The sequence below is a fragment of the Bacteroides cellulosilyticus genome, from assembly GCF_020091405.1.
Classification (GTDB): Bacteria; Bacteroidota; Bacteroidia; order Bacteroidales; family Bacteroidaceae; genus Bacteroides.
The window spans coordinates 2,086,479-2,107,477 of sequence record NZ_CP081903.1 but is presented as its reverse complement, the minus strand read 5'-3'; the positions used below and the strand labels follow the sequence as shown (position 1 = coordinate 2,107,477).

The 20,999-nt window shown below is 40.3% G+C and carries 18 protein-coding genes and 1 pseudogene; 14 read left to right on the top strand and 5 right to left on the bottom strand.

Going from position 1 to position 20,999, the window contains the following annotated elements; translation table 11 throughout:
* Window positions 1–61: 61 nt before the first annotated feature.
* Entirely contained in the window at window positions 62–1,132 is a 1,071-nt protein-coding gene (locus K6V21_RS07260; RefSeq protein WP_224321374.1) for a TIGR04133 family radical SAM/SPASM protein, read from the bottom strand.
* Entirely contained in the window at window positions 1,125–1,289 is a 165-nt protein-coding gene (locus tag K6V21_RS07255) for a radical SAM-associated putative lipoprotein (RefSeq protein ID WP_224321373.1), read from the bottom strand. Before K6V21_RS07255 ends, K6V21_RS07260 begins: the two co-directional genes overlap by 8 nt.
* Before the next feature lie 180 nt (window positions 1,290–1,469).
* Between K6V21_RS07255 and K6V21_RS07250 the strand changes: the two genes are divergently transcribed.
* Both K6V21_RS07250 and K6V21_RS07245 read left to right on the top strand, forming a co-directional pair.
* Window positions 1,470–3,086 (top strand): AAA family ATPase, encoded by a 1,617-nt coding sequence (locus K6V21_RS07250; RefSeq protein ID WP_224321372.1) that lies wholly within the window; start codon window positions 1,470–1,472, stop codon window positions 3,084–3,086.
* The gene (locus K6V21_RS07245) at window positions 3,058–4,518 is read left to right on the top strand and encodes a hypothetical protein (RefSeq protein ID WP_224321371.1); all 1,461 of its coding nucleotides are present in this window, start codon (window positions 3,058–3,060) and stop codon (window positions 4,516–4,518) included. Before K6V21_RS07250 ends, K6V21_RS07245 begins: the two co-directional genes overlap by 29 nt.
* A 10-nt stretch (window positions 4,519–4,528) precedes the next feature.
* Here K6V21_RS07245 and K6V21_RS07240 read toward each other — a convergent pair whose 3' ends face one another.
* The 3 genes and pseudogenes from K6V21_RS07240 to K6V21_RS07230 all read right to left on the bottom strand — a co-directional run.
* Entirely contained in the window at window positions 4,529–5,665 is a 1,137-nt protein-coding gene (locus tag K6V21_RS07240) for an AAA family ATPase (RefSeq protein WP_224321370.1), read from the bottom strand.
* Window positions 5,666–5,854: 189 nt separating this feature from the next.
* The gene (locus tag K6V21_RS07235; protein WP_224322009.1) at window positions 5,855–6,262 is read right to left on the bottom strand and encodes a LytR/AlgR family response regulator transcription factor; all 408 of its coding nucleotides are present in this window, start codon (window positions 6,260–6,262) and stop codon (window positions 5,855–5,857) included.
* Window positions 6,239–6,934: pseudogene (locus K6V21_RS07230) on the bottom strand (HAD family hydrolase); the annotation flags it as partial. The gene K6V21_RS07235 and the pseudogene K6V21_RS07230, both read right to left, overlap by 24 nt.
* Before the next feature lie 613 nt (window positions 6,935–7,547).
* Here K6V21_RS07230 and K6V21_RS07225 point away from each other — a divergent pair.
* The 12 genes from K6V21_RS07225 to K6V21_RS07170 all read left to right on the top strand — a co-directional run bounded on the left by K6V21_RS07225 (window position 7,548) and on the right by K6V21_RS07170 (window position 20,958).
* Entirely contained in the window at window positions 7,548–8,411 is an 864-nt protein-coding gene (locus tag K6V21_RS07225; protein ID WP_224321369.1) for an Rpn family recombination-promoting nuclease/putative transposase, read from the top strand.
* Between the two features lie 376 nt (window positions 8,412–8,787).
* Window positions 8,788–8,937: a hypothetical protein gene (locus K6V21_RS07220; RefSeq protein WP_224321368.1), complete on the top strand. Its 150-nt coding sequence runs from the start codon at window positions 8,788–8,790 to the stop codon at window positions 8,935–8,937.
* Between the two features lie 378 nt (window positions 8,938–9,315).
* Window positions 9,316–11,058, top strand: a complete 1,743-nt coding sequence (locus K6V21_RS07215) for a tetratricopeptide repeat protein (protein WP_224321367.1) — start codon at window positions 9,316–9,318, stop codon at window positions 11,056–11,058.
* Between the two features lie 108 nt (window positions 11,059–11,166).
* Window positions 11,167–11,526, top strand: coding sequence for a DUF3244 domain-containing protein (locus K6V21_RS07210; protein ID WP_224321366.1), 360 nt, complete (start codon window positions 11,167–11,169; stop codon window positions 11,524–11,526).
* An 83-nt stretch (window positions 11,527–11,609) separates the two neighbouring features.
* Complete coding sequence (locus tag K6V21_RS07205; protein WP_224321365.1) at window positions 11,610–12,224, top strand: tail fiber domain-containing protein; 615 nt, start codon at window positions 11,610–11,612, stop codon at window positions 12,222–12,224.
* Window positions 12,225–12,241: 17 nt separating this feature from the next.
* Window positions 12,242–12,535, top strand: a complete 294-nt coding sequence (locus tag K6V21_RS07200; RefSeq protein WP_224321364.1) for a hypothetical protein — start codon at window positions 12,242–12,244, stop codon at window positions 12,533–12,535.
* Between the two features lie 145 nt (window positions 12,536–12,680).
* A complete protein-coding gene (locus tag K6V21_RS07195) occupies window positions 12,681–13,454 on the top strand; it encodes a class I SAM-dependent methyltransferase (RefSeq protein WP_224321363.1) in 774 nt (257 codons plus the stop codon).
* A gap of 146 nt (window positions 13,455–13,600) precedes the next feature.
* The gene (locus K6V21_RS07190; RefSeq protein ID WP_224321362.1) at window positions 13,601–15,058 is read left to right on the top strand and encodes a C10 family peptidase; all 1,458 of its coding nucleotides are present in this window, start codon (window positions 13,601–13,603) and stop codon (window positions 15,056–15,058) included.
* Window positions 15,059–15,312: 254 nt separating this feature from the next.
* Window positions 15,313–16,047 (top strand): hypothetical protein, encoded by a 735-nt coding sequence (locus K6V21_RS07185; RefSeq protein WP_224321361.1) that lies wholly within the window; start codon window positions 15,313–15,315, stop codon window positions 16,045–16,047.
* Window positions 16,044–17,096: an MAC/perforin domain-containing protein gene (locus K6V21_RS07180; protein ID WP_224321360.1), complete on the top strand. Its 1,053-nt coding sequence runs from the start codon at window positions 16,044–16,046 to the stop codon at window positions 17,094–17,096. The genes K6V21_RS07185 and K6V21_RS07180 overlap by 4 nt, the downstream gene beginning before the upstream one ends.
* A 132-nt stretch (window positions 17,097–17,228) precedes the next feature.
* The gene (metG, locus tag K6V21_RS07175; protein WP_224321359.1) at window positions 17,229–19,268 is read left to right on the top strand and encodes a methionine--tRNA ligase; all 2,040 of its coding nucleotides are present in this window, start codon (window positions 17,229–17,231) and stop codon (window positions 19,266–19,268) included.
* 19 nt (window positions 19,269–19,287) lie between these two features.
* Window positions 19,288–20,958 (top strand): ATP-binding protein, encoded by a 1,671-nt coding sequence (locus K6V21_RS07170; protein WP_224321358.1) that lies wholly within the window; start codon window positions 19,288–19,290, stop codon window positions 20,956–20,958.
* Window positions 20,959–20,999: the final 41 nt, after the last annotated feature.

The following is a 20,999-nucleotide window of genomic DNA, read 5'->3' as shown; positions in this document are numbered from 1 at the left end:
TTATGCAATCCTGCAATCGGAAAAGAAAAGAAAAATGGAAGTGTAATCGGGAGAGGGGGGTTCAAGTAAGCAGCCTCTTTGAATGACAAAACAGGAGATTACCGTTTTCATCACGGAGATGCATCCCGTTGCCCTCGCAATAACGGAAGAAAGAACAATCCCCACATGCATCTTTTTTCATCCAGTCGCGGTTGCGGAAAGGTTGGAAACGCTCTTCCCATACCTGCATGAATTCGTCCTGATAGATATTTCCTTGATGGAAATCGCTCCGTATGCTGGGGCAGGCGGATATGGAACCGTCTATCAGAATTGAGCCAACGGTTACACCGGCATTACAGGCAAAAAAGTTATCGCGCACTTCTCCCTCATACTTACCCAGAAAACCTTCACATCCATAGCTCAGGCGCATCTTGCCTTCCTTGCGAGTATCCTTTATGAAATCCATGAGTCCTGTAAATTCTTCATCCGTCAGCTGGAACTCAGGATACATGACAGCACGCCCCACAGGGAAGATAGTGAACATGCGCCAATGGCGGACGCCAATTTTATAAAGAGAAGTTTTTAATTCGTTCAGATAAGGATAATTACGGCGGTTTACGCAAGTCGCCACATCCCAAGTCAGTTCAGGTTCGTGTACCAGCATTTTTATAGCTTCCCAAGCATTGTGATAACTCTCGGGATGCCCACGTAACCAATTATGATCTTCGGAAAAACCATCCAGACTGATGGTAATAGAGTGGAGTCCGGCAGCCATAAGACGTTGCAAACGCGCTTTCGTCAAACTAAGCCCATTGGAGACCATGCCCCACGGATAACCACGGCGGTAAAGAGCCAGTCCGACATCTTCCAGATCTTCCCGCATCAAAGGCTCGCCACCGGTAATAATAATACTTACTTTATTGGGATTTACATAAGGGGTAATTGCATCAATGGTACGCAGGAAATCCTCAGCAGGCATATCTTTCACTGTCGCCATTCGCTTGCAGTCGCTACCGCAATGCTTACAATGCAGGTTACAGCGCAAAGTACACTCCCAAAAGAGCTGCTTTAAAGGGTGCAGTTCCTTCAGGTTATTTCTCATTTTCCGGGCTATCTCCAGAGCAAGACGCCTGCGTATAGAAAGGTTATTCATCCTGCACTTTGCCTTTAATGCCAAAGTCGCAATGAGGTTGTCCATACTCACAAGGAGCGTCTCCCATACTGTCACATGCACTAAATCCCAGTAGAACCAATCCGCCGGACAACATCCGGTTGTAGAAATGTAACCAGTGTTTTTTCTCTTTTTTCATAGCATTTCTCATGTCCATTCTTACTTAGATATCCTTTTATAAAATGCTGTTATTTTGAAAATACTGCACCAAAGATAACCTTTTATCTGCAATAATTCAAAATAATTGTCAGTATTCCGTATAAAGATTTCATATATTTGAAGCCTCATTCTAAAAATGGGGGCATAACGAAACAGAATTATGGACATCAGAAACAGAATACAACAACTATTAACCGCCATCAACCAAGGGGTTTATGAGAAGGATACGGAATTAGGCTTGTCATTATTGGCTGCACTGGCAGGCGAAAGTGTTCTTTTGCTGGGTCCTCCGGGGGTTGCCAAATCCATGGTGGCACGCAGACTGAAGGCTGCCTTCAAGGGAGCAAAGGCTTTCGAATATCTGATGTCACGCTTTTCTACTCCCGACGAGATATTCGGACCTATCAGTATCAACCGGCTCAAGGAATTCGATAAATACGAACGTGCCATTGAAGGATATCTCCCTACGGCAAGTGTAGTATTCCTGGATGAGATATGGAAAGCAGGGCCTGCCATACAGAATTCATTACTCACCGCCATCAATGAGAAAATCTACCGGAACGGAGACAGAGAAATCAAACTACCGCTTAAACTTCTGATTGCCGCCAGTAACGAGTTGCCCGCGCACGGCGAAGGACTCGAAGCATTGTGGGACCGATTTCTGCTACGCATCATCTGCACCTGTGTGAAAGATGAAGCGACCTTCTACAACATGCTGCTCGATGATAATGATAAAGAAATAAACATACCCGCAGATCTGCAAATCAGTGAAGAAGAATATACAGACTGGCGCAGACAGATAAACCAGGTTTCACTATCCACCGAAATACTACATTATATTACGAATATCCGCCATCAATTGAAACGTCTTCCGCTGGATGATGAAGACACAGTTCGAAACGTATACATAAGTGACCGACGCTGGAAGAACATCGTGCAACTATTGAAAGCCTCAGCCTTCATCAACGGACGTACAGCGGTGAATTCGGCAGATTTGCCGCCTTTATACCATTGCCTATGGAACGAGATAGACGAGTGTGAGCCCATTCATCAATTGGTTCTCCGTGAACTGTTCACTTCCTGCCTTGAAAAAATGGAAGAAATCACCGAAGCGATTAAGAGTGATATACGAATCAGCCGGGTGCGCCAGGCGCTGGAAGATTTTAAAAACAATTGCTCTCCCAAGAATGACCTTGAAATTACGGATTACTTCTACTATCATGTAGCCGAACATGGCACAGGTCATACCTATATCTTCGCCGTAGACTATCTGACACTGAAAGAGCAGAAGAGAGAAAATGCTCCGAGACAAGCCGTTATCTATCCCGATCCGTTGAATCCGGGACGCTCAATTATCCGTTGTTATCCGGGTGGAGCACCCTCAGGAGCAGTTCAGCAACGGGTGAACCTGTACAGAGAGGGGACAGAATCCCTGTTAATAGATGGTGTGCGATATCCGATGACGCAAAGGAATAAAGGAGAAAAAATGACTAAAGCATCTCACCAGTCCGAACAAACTTCCCAAAACCTGTTCGACAAACTGCCCCAGATCACCTCCCGCAATTACCGGGATGAACTGAACCGGCTCTTTCAGCAGCTTCTCACCCTTACCAACTCCTTATGCACGGACAATCTGTTCGTCAGCCCCGCTGACCAAGAGTTAATCACCCGTTACTCGGACGAAGTGCTGAAAAAACTGCGGAACGTAGAAATCGAAGAGGAAAAGTTACAATTCAACTTGCAGCAATATGGCAGGGCTGAGCAAAAGGAAGTATGATATCCAGTTCTATGTAAAGGTAGTCGAGAAGTTCGTACAAACGGGAGAATGCGCCAAGACGCTATACGGTGAAACGGAAGATCCCCTGCTTCTCTATCTGCTGGCCATCATGAACGATCCGTCCATCAGAGTTCTGGTGTTGGGCGATGAAGTTCGTGCACGCATATTCTACGATATCACCACGCAGTTTGTCTGGCAGTTTCTGGAACAAGAGAAATTTCAGATGCAAAGAGCCCAATCCGAACTTGGAGAAATGGAAAGTGCCCTGAACTGGATTAAAGAGAAACGGGATGGATGGCAGGCCCTACTGAGAAAAATCAAAGATGACTATAAAGAGAATGCCTTCGATGAACCATTCTACGAACACATGTTCGGGGACAAAGACAAACAACACGATTCCACCGTTTGGGAGAAGATGCTGAAAGACTGGGAAGATTCTTTTCAGCAGAAGCAGCAAGAACAGAAAGAGAAGAATCTGGATGCCAAGAAAGACTTTCTGGAAAAGAAACTGAAAACCAGCCTGAACAAGATACCGGAATACCTGGAAGAGCACCAAGTGGATAAGGAGGAATTCTATCAGGCATGGAGCATGATGAACGGATTGTGGAATACCATCGATTTCGAGAATATCCGGAAGATTGTAAAACTGCAAAAGGAATACCCCGAACTGCTGAAAGTAGCCAACCGCATGGGAAGAATAGCCGACGACGAAGGCAGCAAACAAGTATATGTAACGGAAGGCAGTGCCTACAAACTGGCTCATTCCCAAAAGAGCGATATTCTGGGTGTCACCATCGGTAACGACCTGAACGCCCTGCTTCCTTCGGAATTGCTATATTATGCAGACAGCGAACTGCAAGATGTCTTCATGCTGAAATACTTCACACAGAAGCTACAAACCTTCCGTTATAAATCGGAAATCATGCAACCCTCCAGGCGTCTGGAAGCAAAACCGGCAGTTCTGAAAGGGCCTATGATCGTATGCCTCGACACTTCGGGCAGCATGACAGGGAAACCGGAGCGAATGGCCAATTCCTTGCTGATAAAACTGATTGAAATAGCTGAACTTCAAAACAGGGAATGTTTCCTCATCACATTCTCCGTATCCACCAAAACCATTGACATACGCCGCGACCGGCTGAAACTGATGGAATTCTTCAGCCACCCCTTCACCGGTGATACGGATGCCACCCAAATGCTGAAAGATACTTTCAGGATGCTCAACGAGAACCGCTATATGAATGCGGATGTCTTACTTGTCAGCGATTACCGCATCCCCAAATGCAAACCGGAGCTGTTAAAGCAAATGAGCGTACACCGGGAAAAAGGCACTCTCTTTTATGGTCTACAGATTGGTATTGCTCCGAATGAATGGACAGAGCATTTCGATCACATCTACAGGATAGAGTATCATGTAGACCGCAAATATTAAAGCCCGTCCATCAGTTCCGCAATAGCCACATTCCCATAAAACGGTCATAGACCATATATCCGCCGGCCGATTTATAGACAAGCTCTTTCTCTACCAACGATTTCAAAGCGGCATTGACACTGCTCGGAGTTTTCAGCCCATGCCCCAAAATGAACTCTCCACTGTTAGGTGCCGTCACTTTCCCTTCATGCGCAATGGCTTTTATCAGTGCCAACTGATTGTCCGTCAGCATTATAATCAAGTTCTGATAGACAGGTGTATTTTCTTCAAGAAGCCCCATCAGCACTTGCTCTGCCTGAGTGATATCTACAACCGATTCATTTCGCTCATACAACCGATTCAGCATTGCCTGCATATACCAGGTATGTCCCTCAAATCGGGTATATATCCAATGAAAAACTGATTTGTCCAACTCTTGCCCCCGCAATTCGAAAAAGTTCCTTGCAAACCGATAATAGGATTCTTCATCAATCTCACGAAGCACCATCAATTGCGTGCTTTGATAGAAAGGACGCTTGGCGGAAACAAACATTTCCTGCATCAAATGCTGACTGCTACCTGCAAAGATGAAACGGACATTCGGGATAAACTGGATATAAGAGCGAAGCAAAGCCTCTGTACCTTCTTCAGGATAAGAAGTGATCTGCTGAAACTCATCAATAGCCAGATAGCAATTTTTGCCGGAAGCAGCCATATAGTCAAAGATTTCCTTCAATGTCTGTTCAGACTTGTCGGCAACAAAGTCCAAGGAAACTGTAGGAACTCCCGTCAGCTCATCTGCACTAATCACCGGTCGGCAAGAGCGAAAAAAGGAAGTCAGCTTATGCAAAGCACTTTCGCTGAGCGTATCAAGCTGCCCTAGTACGGTTTTTGCCAGCAGGCGAACGAAAGAAGCTAAATCGCGCGTTGCAAAAATATCCATATAGAAACTGGCAACTTCCGGTTTCTCCTCTTGCAGGGTATAGAAAACATTTTTTATCAATCCCGTCTTACCCATACGCCGAGGCGCTATCAATGTCAGATTCCGTTCATTCTCCAAAGCCGACAACATCTGTTGTGTTTCAGCTTCACGGTCACAAAAATAACGGGGATTCGCATAACCATAAACTAAAAAAGGATTCCGGGGTTGCATCTTCTGAGCTTTCATAAGCGATATTACATATTTTACGTTACACTTTTTGTGTAACACAAAATACGGAATAAATATCGGATTAAACAAATAGATGCGAATATTTAACCAGAAGTATCAACACCACCAAGCTACATATCGAGGACTGCAATAAAGCAAAAAGGCAAAGCGCATCCTCAGATAGCCTGATATTAATGGCTAATAATACTAGAACTTCTTTCTTGTCCCTAAAAAGATGAAATGGTCACAAACAGTCTCACGGTATTGCGTCCCTATAGGGAGCAATTTCCCTCCAATTTCTATGGAGTTTCCAATAAGAGAATTGGTATATTTCAAATTCACTATATAAGAGCGGTGAGTACGGATAAAACCAAGGTTTGAAAGATCTTTTTCTACAATACCCAAAACAGAAGGCACCACCATTTCTCTATTATTAGTTAAGTGAAGTACGCTATTACTTCTACTTGCTTCAATCCATAAGATTTCATCCGACTCTAATTTGAGATACTCACATTCATGCCAGATCAAAAGAGACTTCTTACCAGCCTCATTAGATTGAGTGATTAGAGGCGTAATTTCCGAAAGCCATTCCAACAGTTCCGCCGGACTTTTCATCTGTTTCAGTCTGGGATGGGCGAATGTACCCACCACCTCATGCTGCCACATCACCTCGAAAGGAATGTGTACCCCGTATCCTCCGATAGCCAGTACCGGTTGAATATCGGACTTCAAGGAATTACCAATCATCAGGAATTCTTCCGGAGCAACCTGAAGAGTTTGTAGCAGGCGGGTATATTCTTTCTCCGTCTTATCAGACATTATTTCAATATGATCAAAATAAGATGTCAGCCCGGAGCGTTGCAGTTTACGTTCCTGATCCAACAAATCACCTTTCGTAGCCACTACCAGACGATAACGGCCTTGTTCCTTCAGAGCTTTCAAAGTCTCTTCCACACCGGGCAGCAACTCAATCGGCATCTGAAGCAGAGATTTACCTAAAAGAATAATCTGTTGTATCTTATCTGCTGAAATCTTCCGTTCACTCACCCGCAAAGCAGTTTCAACCATCGAGATGGTGAACGCCTTGGCGCCATAGCCCAAACATTCCAAATTATCCATTTCTGTTTGAAACAGTTCTGCCGAAATCTCCTCTGCGTTATCATATTCACTTAACAGATCCGTATACTTTCGTTCTACCTCTTGAAAAAAAGGTTCATTGCTCCAAAGCGTATCGTCCGCATCGAAAGCAATGACTTTAATAGCATGTTTCTTTTTCTGAGTCTCCATCCGGTTCATTACATATTTTACATTACATCATTATATACAATGCAAAGTACATAAGAAATTATAGATAAAGCAAAAGAGTACGGACTTTTAACGTCTTTATACTCCGAAATAAGAACCGATCAAAAAAACATGCAGTATAACCTGGGCCGTACTTGCTCCGTACCAACTCCGTAGTTTCTCCATATAAAGGTACTTCTGACCGAAGAATGTACGGAGCAAGTACGGCTCAGATACGATTCAAAATCAAACTTACCTAAAATTACATTGCTTGTTGTTGATGAGAACAAGCAATGTAATCATCCGCAGCATTACTTGTTCCGGATCATAACATTACTTGTTTCCAAGTGTAATTCAATACATCAATATTCTTTTTCTTCTTACAGTCTTTCAGTTTTCTCCAAACTCCCTGTTCATCGACATTTTGGCTGAAACATACCTGAAACAACTATAAGACTGGAAGTTTCAGGCTGAATACCGATGAACAGGAAATTCAAAGAAATCTGAAAGAACGGAAAGGTTAAATTATTCATAGTTATCCGCTTGTAATCATCCGTTGCTACATTATTATCACTATATTTGCATCATTCACGCATGAAAGATATATAGATTCATTATGAGATATTTAGACCCTAAAGCCGATCTGACGTTCAAACGCGTCTTCGGCGAACATCCCGATTTGGTGATGAGTTTACTGAACGCCCTGCTGCCACTTGACCCCGATCAAGTAGTAACTGAAATAGAATACCTGCCGGTAGAACTGGTGCCGGACAATCCGTTACGCAAAAACAGCATCGTGGATGTGCGTTGCCGCGATAATCGGGGACGCGTCTTCCTGGTTGAGATGCAGATGATCTGGACACCCGAATTCAAACAGCGTGTGCTGTTCAACGCTTCGAAAGCCTACGTGCGCCAACTGAATTCCGGTGAGCAGTATGAACTGCTACAACCCGTATATTCCCTGAATCTGGTGAACGACATCTTCGAAGCGGATCTGAATGGAGAGTACTATCACTACTATCGCCTGGTGCACGTGGAACATACAGACAAAGTGATAGAAGGCCTGCACCTGGTATTTGTGGAGCTACCCAAATTCACCCCCCATAACTACAGCGAAAAGAAAATGCAAGTGTTGTGGCTGCGATACCTAACCGAAATCAACGAACAAACCCGGGAAATCCCCGAAGAACTGCTTGCCAACCCGGAACTGAAGAAAGCCGTGAACGCCCTCGAAGAATCAGCCTTTACGGATGCGCAATTAGCGGGATATGAGAAATTCTGGGATATTATAAGCGTGGAGAAGACGCTTTTTAACGGTGCGGAACGGAGGGGCATGGCTAAAGGATTAGCTGAAGGCAGAGCTGAAGGCAGAGCTGAAGGCCACAAAGAAGTAGCCCGTAATTTAAAAAAGGCTGGAATACCCACTGCTATTATCATGCAGAGTACCAACCTATCAGAAAAAGAGATTGAAGAACTGTAAAATAGCAGAATAGCCCGGAACTGTCATCCGTTTTCGTCTTTAGTATTTTTGTTCCGTTTGTCACCGCTTATATAGAGCAGTGGTGAGCGGAACTTTTTATTTGCTTCCCTTCAAAAACGGTTATGAACCTTTTCACCACAGAGGACACAGAGACAATACTGTTTCGATACGATCTAATAACAATGCACGTACATCACTATTACCTTTCCCCCGTAAAAAGCTTGCATATCTACTGAAGCATGACTACCTCTACTGTTCAAGATGCCATCTTGTGTTGCTCAAGATGGTATGTTGCACTACACAAGATGGCATCTTGAGCGGCAAAGCAAAGGGAGTTCCAGTTCTCAAGGTAATAAGTTCCAAGTGTCATGTCCCTATGCTACTGACATTGAGAAGCATAGATACCATCCGGATCGCATGTTGGGGCACGAAACACTACGCCCACAAAACGCTGGAGTGCGAACGTACACAGACCAAAAATACGCCGGAAGACGAAGCAAGGGATATTGATACGGTAACAGGCTGAAAGTACAGAAAGTAGTCCACGACCGGATATTTCAGCGTAAACACCTTACATACAACAGTCTGAAAGCCGATGAAAGAGATGAAAGTGCAAAACGGCATGATTATTCACACAAACCACGCCTAAAATGCGGACAGGCACTTAAAACAAGTATTAATCTTCGGCAAGCGAGGCAAAAAAGATGTTTCCTTTCCGAGTGGTTATGAATCATAATTAAACTACTGACTCGCATTATTAATCAGTGAATATCAATGCTGTAACGCCAAAATTATTGTCAGAGGCTCTGAAGATCAAAAAGAAAATGAATTTCACTCCTCGACTTCAAAAAAGTTTATTACCTTTGTATGATTTAATAACACTAACAACTAAAGCAACACGTATATGAAATGGCCTAAACCACTACTAATAATCATTCTCTTACCACTTTACTTTCTCTCCTGTGACAGTAAACCTTATCCTCATGTATTACAGCTTGCTGACTCCCTTACAAATATTTGTCCGGACAGTGCTATCGTATTGTTGAAACAATTCAAAGACAGTGCGTCTCAAGAATCTAAAGAAACACAAATGTATTATCAGCTACTGACTATAAAAGCCAAAGATAAAGCATATATTGCACATACTTCGGATAGCTTGATGCTGGAAGTACTGCACTATTATGAAAAGAAGAAAGATAAAAAATATCTGCCGGAAGCATATTATTATGCAGGACGAGTGTACAGGGATTTGGGAGATGCGCCGCAGGCATTGGATTATTTCTTCAAAGCTATCAAATCTGCAAAAGATTGCACTAATTATAGACTAATCAGCCGGATATATAGTCAAATAGGAATGTTATATTTATATCAGGATACCTATGACGAGGCTTTAGAAGTCCTCAAGAAAGCTTATCAATACAATATTTTAGCCGATGATAGTACAGGTGTAATTTACAATTTAAGAGATATAGGGCGAACATTCACTACACTCAATTGCGCAGACAGCTCACTCTATTATTATAAAGAAGCTTTCATAAAGGCGGAGCAAGTGCATAGCGAACATTTAATGGGTATAGTCCTAAGTGAATTATCCAGCCTTTATATCCAGTTAGATATGTATCCAGAGGCCAATGATGCCATTCAACGTTCCAATCAATATATAAAAGATTTAGGATTAGCTCCTCATTATGCTATATTAGCTGATTATTACCATCGCACCAACCAAGCAGACTCCGCTATTTTTTATTATACAAAAGCTGCAAGTTTCAACGACTTCTACCAAAAACAAGGTAGCTACAAAGGGTTAGGAAACATTGCCCGTAAAAAAGGCCAATATAAAGAAGCCATGGGGTATTTTGATAAGTATCTCATATACACCGACTCTATTAAAGAAATTATCAATACAGAAACGATTCGTAAAATGCAGTCTCTGTACAATTACCAGCTAAAAGAGGAGAAGAATCGTAAACTACAACAAGCGAATAAGAGACAAGAATTTTGGCTTATAATTTTGGTTTCAACCATCATGTTATCAATAACACTCATCATCGTCTATCAACAACACAATAAACGCAAAAAGCAAAAAAGACAAGAACAACAGAGACTATTGGATGAATATAAAGAAAAACAATATCATGAAAGCCTTCAATATATAGAGTACAATAAAAAACAACTCTGCCAACTGGAAGAAAACCTAAAACAAGCAGAAAACGAAAAGAATGAATTAAAACTAAATCTGATTAATGCCCAAAAAGAACTATTAAAACTTACCAATAAACAAGTTGAGGCCAAACAAAAAACATTGCAAATTTCTGAAACAGCATTAAAAGAATCTGATATTTATAAGAAATTCCACTTAGCTAACGGAGATTCAAAATTAAAAGAAGAAGATTGGAACACCTTGTCTGAAATGATAGACAAGATATACTCTCGCTTTACAGCACGACTTTATACCCTCCATCCATTTAATGAAAAAGAAATACGCATCTGTTTACTTATCAAGATTGACCTAAAGCCAAGTCAAATAGCCCCTCTTATCCCATGTGCCAAACAGACATTAACATCCATTCGCAAAAAGATGTACGAAAGAACTCATAACCAACAGGGTAGCCCCGAATTATGGGATGAATTTATTCGAAATTTCTAAAGGATCGTACAAAAATCGTACAATATCTCGTACAAAGTTCGTACAACAGAAAGACGCCTTTTAAAAAATTGTCAGTTTCTTTACAACCGAATCTTAACAAAAAAACACATGAAACATCTTATAGTTATATTTTTCGCTTTGACAATGTCAACTTCCATATCTTTTGCTGAGGAAAAAAAGATAGAAACGAACAAAGCACTGTGGCATAAAGATACGCGTTCCGTATCTTATGTTCCAACTATCACACATGATAGTAATACCCTCTATATATATTCGGATATTGTTTTAGACAATCTTCAGATTATAATAAAAGATACAAGGGGGACGACTCTTTATTCCAGTACAACTACTATACCAAATACTCAATGCTATTCTTTTACAATAGATAATATAAAAGAAGGGGATTTCATCATAGAATTAAAACATGAAAAGAAATATCTTTATGGTTATTTCACCATTCACCAATAGTATTAAAATATTTGGCAATGCCTAAAATAAGAAACAACGTTGTTCTATAAATTGTCTTAGTATTAACAACAAAATCATTTATTATGAAAACAAAAATGACTACAATTTCCAAAGCGATTTTAGCTTTAGCTCTATTAATCGTTTGCACAGCGGTTAATGCTCAAATAAAATATGACAGTAATGGCTGGTTAACAATTGGCAACACTACTCGTTTTGGTACTTATAACCCAACAATCCTTTCTAATGGCATATACATAAAAGGACCAGGAAGTAATTTCTTTCAAGTTGATGTGACACCAGCAGCAACTCGTTTGGCAAGCCATTATGATCAAGTGGTATTCTTCAATACACAGACAAGTACATTCAACAGCATCCAAGTGAAGAATGTATATAATTATTCGGATGCCAGAGCCAAGACCAATATTCAGACCTTATCCCAAAGTTTGTCTATCATTAACCAACTTCGACCAGTTTCATACAATTTCACGGATAATTCTGATAATACCCAATTTAGGAAAGGTGGAGACGGAAAGGAAATAGGATTATTAGCACAAGAAGTTGAGAAAATCTTACCCAATGCCGTCCTAACAGATCCAGACGGAAATAAACTAATCAATTATACAAATCTTATTGCAGTGCTCATTAATGCAGTCAAAGATCTTAGTACAAAAGTTAGTGCACTGGAAGCTAAACAATAACTCTAATATAATAAAATATGAAGAAGACTTTCACTCTACTTACCGTCTTTGTATTTATCTTTATTGCAGGATGTACAAATGACGAGATTATTCCGGCAGAAGAAAATGATGTATTAACCCGTGCTATATCTCAAACCATATTCAGTAATCAAACCGTAACATCCGACAAGACAGTTACAGGGACGGACATATTATCTGAAAATGTAACAGTAAGTAATGGCGCAAAACTTACCCTAAAAGCAAGTCAAAGTATAACCATAAACAAACCTTACACTATAGAAAAAGGCTGTCAACTGGAAATTACTCATTAATTCAGTTTAGGGAGTAAAGAAAGAGGGGTTTTCCCCTCTCTCTTTACTATAAAAGTAACATGCAACATAAAAACCTATTCACAGGATATCGGCAAAAACAATAATTATAACAATATAGTAAAACTCACAAAATCACATAGATATCATGCAAAAACGACAGACAAATAGAGAGTTATATTTTAAGGAGCTTTCCATAACAAGTAAGAAATATTTCATCCCTTATATTTCTAAATTCAAAAAGATTGAAGAAGGAATGAATATTTTAGAAATAGGATGTGGAGATGGAGGTAATCTATTACCTTTTGCCGAACTGGGATGCAACACTACAGGAGTTGACATATCAGAGGGAAGAATAAAAGATGCCGTTCTGTTCTTTAAAGAAAGACAGATAAAGGGAGATTTCATTGCCTCAGACATCTTTAAGTTGAAAGAACTGGAACATAATTTCGATTTAATTATCTGCCATGACGTCATTGAGCATATAGAAGATAAAGTGACATTTATTTCTAACCTACCTAAATATATCAAACCCGGAGGTATTATTTTCATATCATTTCCTGCATGGCAGATGCCCTTTGGAGGACATCAGCAGATATGCAAAAGTAAGATAATCTCTCACGTTCCCTTTATTCATCTGCTACCCGCCTTTATGTATAAAAGCATTCTGAAAATGAGTGGAGAAAACGAAGATTGCATTAAAGAACTTTTGTCCATAAAGAAAACCAGGACCCCCATAGAGTTATTTGAAAAACTGGTACACAAGAATTTTATCACAATAGCAGATAGACAATTGTTTTTTATAAATCCTCATTATGAAATAAAATTCGGACTGACGCCCCGAAAGCTGTCTGCAATAATCGCCGGTATTCCATATCTGAGGAATTTCTTCACTACATCATGTTTCTACATTTTAATATAAGTATAAGAAATTACTCGAATAACAATAGTTCCATAAGATAGCGACTAAAAAACTTACTTCTCATAAAATGAATACACTTAAAAAAAGAATGAACATTTATGATATCAACAAAGTATAAAATAATATATTGATAAAAATAGTAAAATATGAAAAGAAGAGACATTATCAGCAACTTGACTATTATGTTAAGTATAGTATTCCTTTTGTCATGTAGTGAAAACCCAATTTTTCACGAAGTTGAAAACGATGAGATTACAAATCTCAAAATTCCAATGACGACAGCAGAAGTTCTTAGTATTGCTTATGGCGACACAAATAATGATTTATCCGAAAATGAAGTTCTTAATTATGTCAGAGAATTCAAAGTAGCCTCTCAGACAAGAAGTTTATCAACTATAACAAATATAGAAATAACAGATAAATATTACACTGGCAATAATACCAAAACAAGAGCTAGCGAAACATTATCTATCCCATTCTATAAAGTCAAATTTCAGAAAAATGGAACAGAGGGATGCGCAGTTGTTTCTGGAGACAAAAGATCTCCAGGAGTTATTGCTTATATAGAAAAAACAGACACCAAATCACATTCTGATATTGGTAAAAAATGTATGCTTGATGTAGCACAGACAAGTACTATACATGAAATAGAGAAGGTTATTCAGTATCAAGATTCTTTAAGAGTTAAAACCATTAATAAGTTATCTCAAGAATTAGGGATTCCCAAAGAACAAGTGTCTTTTGAAAAGATAAAAAATAATATATGTATAACGGACCAAACAATCACACGCTCCGAGCCTTATGACCCTCTTCCAACCCCTATAGTTTCATGGAAATCACCATTTGTAAAAGTTAAATGGGGACAAGAAGTACCATATAACATGTTATTGCCAAGAGCATCACAAATGGAAATCTGGTATTTTCCAAATAACACTATAAAACGATATATTGATATATATCGACCTGTAGGATGCGGAGTTGTTTCCATAGCAGAAGCGTTAACCTATTTAAAGCCAGATCTAACAATTAATGGCACTACTATGAATTGGGAACTGTTGACCAAGGATGAACTAATAAACTATTCGCCGGAAGATCCAAACGCATCAACATATCCACAAGCAAACATGGCAGCCACATTGATTAAGCATATATATGAAAGAACTAACACAATGCCAATATTAGCAGAAGTAGATACTACGATTCAACCAGGCCCCAACTATCCTATTGTCATCGCAAGCAGTACAAAGAACAGTGATCTCATTACATTTATGCAAACAATAAGCAATTTTACAACATATAATAATTGGGAGCCTGATGCAATATTGAATGGTGTCATGAACAATCATATTTCAATAGTAGGAGGATATCAAGATGGAAATCCATCAACTGGTCATACCTGGATTATTGATGGGTATGCTATGTGTATAAAAACTAATAGAGAAATCCTGAAACAATATGATCTATATTTTCATGCTAATATGGGATGGAACGGCAATAACGATGGTTATTACAAATTCAATCCAGATACAACTATAGATTTCGAAACGAGTAATGGAACATTCAACTCTAACTTTTTAGTTTTGGCTAATATCACAAAAAAATAGCTTATGAACTATTTCATTTTTTTCTAAAAACTGTATCCGAAGGATTCTCCCCTTGTTCTTTTTTGTTGCACAACCCATATGTTCCTTAAAAGAACAGGGAGAGAAATCCTTAGACAAACTCAGAATTAAAAAAATCTGAACTTAGAAATAAACCCTAAATTCAAACTTAATACGAATTAATTTTATACATTTGCGAATACTTTATTATGTAGAGCAAACGTCAACCTATACAAACTTTACACACACTAAATATTATGAAAATATTGCATTTCCTTTTTCTGACATTAATATCGGTTTTGTATTCTTGCTCATCCGATGAACACGATCTTGATTTCACTGTTGAAAAACAAGATATAAAAATAGCAAGATCATTTGGAGTAAGAATAGGAATATTAAGCGGTAATAAGGATTATAGCATAAACAACCTGAACCCTGATATTGCTGAAACATATATAGCCTATGGAGACGGGGAGTATGGTAGCATAGTCATAAAACCGATTCAGAAAGGTAAAGCAACAATTGAAGTAACAGACAACGTTTGCCACACCAGTATTATTATAAAAGCAGAAGTTGTAGACAATGAAATCGGGACAATCATACGGGAAAGCAATCACCCTTTGTTGAAAGAAGGCGGCTTTTTATGGTTCAAAGAGGATGAAAAGCGCTCATTTCGCGTAACCATTCAAGATGTGAACATTGGAGAAGGCTTATATTCGATATACAAATCCGAGAAGAAATACCGCCTCTCACTTGCCTATAAGGACGATGGCGGCAACGAAGTTACGGAAGTTTACGATATCGGAGAAAGCGACTATTCAGCGTTGTATGCGCTGGACACTGTTTTAAACTTAGATTTATTCAAAACAACAAGATCAGCCCCTCCTCCTAAGGCTTACTGGCTGAGGATGAAAGGTATTGACAACGAATACAACATCAATAGCATAGCTTCTACTGATGAAGGATATGACATAGAAGGGGGAGCTCGATGAGACTGAACTACTCTTTATTTTGGGTACTGTTACTGCTTTGGAGTGGATGTGATTTTTCGGAACCGGAACCAGAACCAGAAATCGAACCGCCGATTGTAGTAGAGAAAGATCCTGTTGATATAAAAGTATTTATAGAAACTGTAACGAGCGATAAAACCTATGATTACATAGACTTATTGGGCAGAGGATTTGACTGTAAAAAGAGTACCATAAAGGGATATGCCAATGTAAAAGGAAAAGTCATTGATATAGAACGTTTATTGAAGGGTGACGGATATGATTATGTAAAACAGGAACCAATAAAATTATATCCTGGTTCTCTAGAAGTATCTTTGTTGTACCAAGGGGGAATTTGGACTATAAATGAGAATCGGGACCTGAATAGATATATAGATAATATCTATTTGAATAGCCATGTGGAAACGAAGATAGGAGATGATACTCTTGAACTATTTACTGAGGATATAGGAGATATCGAGGAAAACTTGCAAGGTAATTACTTTTACAAAGCAGAATTACTAAAGCCTACCAGCAGATATACCCTCCCCCAGGTTTGTCCGGAGTTTTTATATTTTTTTCTGTCTGAAGAATTCCAGAGCGACTTGGAGAAGAGCAGCGGGGACGCGATAGTGGAAAAATACGGTACCCATGTTCTTACCGATGTACTCTTGGGAGGATATTCATCTATCTCTTATGTTGCTCAATACACCTATATGCTATCTGACGCAGACTATAAAAAACGAGTTCAAGTTTATACCAACTATCTTTCCATTTCCCGTTATCCTGTGGAGGTAACCCAAATCTTTGAGGAATGCAGTAAAGTAAATATTCATTTTAAATCCAATGGAGGGGACCCGTCACAGATTGTTGCCGAAGGTGATAAAATCGTAGGCTTTGACAAGTGGATCAGAGGGATCAACAACCAAGTGGGAACTTTAATCGGGATCGGACATTCTACTACTCATGTATTTTTGATCAGTGATTTTGTGAAAGATGAAAAGAAGAAAACCGAAATAGAAAAAGCGATTCTACGGTATTGCAATCCATAACCGATACATTATTTCTGAATCTTTTTGAATACATCTTGGACATTTCATTCTCTTCTCTTTTTTCTTTGAGTGGAAAACCGTTATCTTTGCACACTAAAATGCGCTCATAACAAAAGAGATACATATATCACAATGGAAAAGAAATTCAAACGCACTACCGTTACGTCGGCACTGCCCTACGCTAACGGACCCGTTCATATCGGGCACTTGGCAGGAGTTTACGTACCTGCCGATATCTACGTCCGCTATCTGAGACTGAAAAAGGAAGATGTAATCTTTATCGGAGGTTCGGACGAACACGGAGTACCCATCACAATACGCGCCAAGAAAGAAGGTGTAACACCGCAAGATATAGTAGACCGTTATCATACGCTCATCAAAGAGTCTTTTAAAGAGTTCGGCATCTCATTTGATGTATACAGCCGCACAAGTTCAAAAACTCACCACGACACCGCTTCGGAATTCTTCCGTAAGCTGTACGATAAAGGCGATTTTATCGAAAAAACCAGTATGCAGTATTACGACGAGGAAGCCAAGACTTTCCTTGCCGACCGCTATATCACAGGCGAATGTCCCCACTGCCATGCAGAAGGTGCCTACGGCGATCAATGCGAGAAGTGCGGTACGAGCCTCAGCCCCACAGACCTGATTAATCCGAAAAGCGCCATCAGCGGAAGTAAGCCCGTAATGCGCGAAACGAAGCATTGGTATCTGCCGCTTGACCAACACGAAAGCTGGTTGCGCCAATGGATTCTGGAAGATCATAAAGAATGGCGCCCCAATGTATATGGTCAGTGCAAAAGCTGGCTTGACATGGGCCTGCAACCCCGTGCAGTAAGTCGTGACCTTGATTGGGGTATTCCTGTGCCCGTAGAAGGTGCGGAAGGAAAGGTGCTATATGTATGGTTTGATGCCCCTATCGGCTATATCAGCAACACAAAAGAGTTGCTGCCCGACACTTGGGAAACCTGGTGGAAAGATCCCGAAACCCGTCTGATTCACTTCATCGGTAAAGATAATATCGTATTCCACTGCATCGTATTTCCTGCCATGCTGAAAGCGGAAGGCAGTTTTATTCTGCCTGATAACGTACCGAGTAATGAATTCCTGAACCTGGAAGGCGACAAGATTTCGACTTCACGCAATTGGGCCGTATGGTTGCACGAATACCTGGTAGACTTCCCCGGCAAGCAGGATGTGCTTCGCTATGTGCTGACAGCCAATGCGCCTGAAACTAAAGACAATGATTTCACCTGGAAAGATTTCCAGGCACGCAATAACAATGAACTGGTAGCCGTTTACGGTAACTTCGTGAACCGTGCCCTGCAACTCACCAAGAAGTATTTCGATGGTGTAGTGCCTGCTGCCGGTGAACTTACGGACTACGACCGCGAAACACTGAAAGAATTCTCGGATGTAAAAGCAGAAGTAGAAAAGTTACTGGATGTATTCAAGTTCCGCGATGCACAGAAGGAGGCCATGAACCTGGCCCGCATCGGAAACAAATATCTGGCAGATACCGAACCGTGGAAGATCGCCAAAATGGATATGGATCGTGTAGCCACTATCCTGAACATCTCCCTGCAACTGGTTGCCAACCTTGCCATTGCATTCGAACCATTCCTACCGTTCAGCAGCGAAAAACTACGTAGTATGCTGAACATGGACAGCTTCGACTGGGCAACTCTGGGCAGCACCAATCTATTGCCGGCCGGACATCAGTTAGCCACCCCTGAATTGCTCTTCGAAAAGATAGAAGACAGTGTCATTGAAGCACAGGTACAGAAGTTGCTCGATACGAAAAAGGCTAATGAGGAAGCCAACTACAAAGCTAATCCCATCCGCCCGAATATCGAATTCGATGACTTCATGAAGCTGGATATTCGCGTGGGCACCGTATTGGAATGCCAGAAAGTCCCCAAAGCCGATAAATTGCTGCAATTCAAGATTGCCGACGGACTGGAAAACCGTACTATCGTCAGTGGTATCGCACAACACTACAATCCGGAAGAACTGGTAGGCAAGCAAGTATGCTTCATTGCCAATCTTGCTCCGCGTAAGCTGAAAGGCATCGTCAGCGAAGGTATGATCCTCTCTGCCGAGAACTTTGACGGTTCGCTCTCCGTGGTTACAACCATGAAGGAAGTGAAGCCGGGTAGCGAAGTGAAGTAAAGAATAATCTTAATGCCGAATGACAACTCAAGAACTCATAAAGCTTTTGGAGGATTTCATCCACTTGCCGGGAGAAAATGAAGTCGTAGAATTCAAAAAAGCTCAGAATGGATTCGATACACAAAAGTTAGGAGAATACTTCTCCGCACTTAGTAACGAAGCTAATCTTGGTCAGGAAGAATTTGCCTGGTTGTTATTCGGCATTCATGATAAAACTCACACCATTTTAGGCAGTTCATATAAACCGACACGCCCTTCACTTGACGCCCTAAAAAGAGAAATAGCCGAAGGAACCAACTGCGGTATTACTTTTACGGAAATACATGAAATCATGTATCAAGGGAAAAGAGTGATTATGTTTCAAATCCCTGCAGCTCCCAAAGGTATTCCTACTTCTTATAAAGGACATTTTTATGGTCGCGACGGTGAATCATTAGTTGCCTTAAGCCTGCATGAGTTAGAATCTATCCGCAATCAAAGCCAACAGTCCGATTGGAGTGCCCAAATTGTAAAAGACGCGACTTTTGAGGATTTAGATTCCAAGGCCATTTCCATTGCACGCTCATTATACATTGCTAAAAACAAAAAGAATGCTGCTGAAATAGCAGAATGGGATGACATAACCTTTCTCAACAAGGCAAAACTGACTATAAAAGGCAAAATAACCAATGCTGCCATTGTCTTATTGGGAAAAGAAGAAAGTGAAGTACTAATTTCACCGGCAGTAGCCAAGATACGTTGGATACTTAAAGACTCACAGGGAATAGAGCGGGATTACGAAATTAAAAGTTGTCCGTTTATCATTTCCATTGAAGAAATCTACCAGAAGATACGTAACTTGAAATATCGGTATATCAACCCGGAATTCCGTACGCTGTTCCCCGAAGAAGTAGACACTTATGAGCCGTACGTCATTCGCGAAGCCATAAACAATGCCGTAGCACACCAAGATTACACATTAGGAGGACAAATCAATGTAGTAGAATACGAAGACAGGCTTGTATTTACCAATAAAGGAAGTTTTATTCCCCGTACAATCAGCAATGTATTGAAAGACAATGCACCGGAGGAAGTTTACAGAAATCCTTTCCTGGCTCGTGCAATGGTAGGACTACAGATAGTGGACACGATAGGAAGCGGTATCAGGAAGATGTTTAACTTCCAGAGGCAACGGCTTTTCCCTTTGCCTGACTATACCATTGAGAGAGACAGAGTGCAGGTAACCATTATCGGAAAGATTCTGAATATGGAATATGCCAATATATTAGCAAAAAAGCAAGATTTATCTTTGGTGGAAATTGAAGCCCTCAATCGCATACAACTAAACCGTCCAATATCAGACGAAGAGACATCTCATCTCAGAAAGAAAAAGCTTATTGAAGGAAGAAAACCGAATCTATTTATAGCAAAACCGGTTGCTCAGCAATTAGATCAGAAAACAGCCTATTCCAACAACAAAGGATTTGAAGATAGTTATTATTGTGATTTAATCCTCAAAGCACTCACCGAACACGGTACGCTTACAAAAAAGGAAATAACAGAATTACTTTGGAATAAGTTGCCAGATGTGCTGAGCGATGAGCAAAAGTACTACAAGATAGGAAATTTGCTTGCAAAACTCAAGAAACAAGATAAAATAGGAAATATATCCAGAGGTATCCACTCTGACTGGTTTCCCAAAAAGGAATAATTTACGAACAATTTAAACGAGATTTACGAGCAACTTATCCG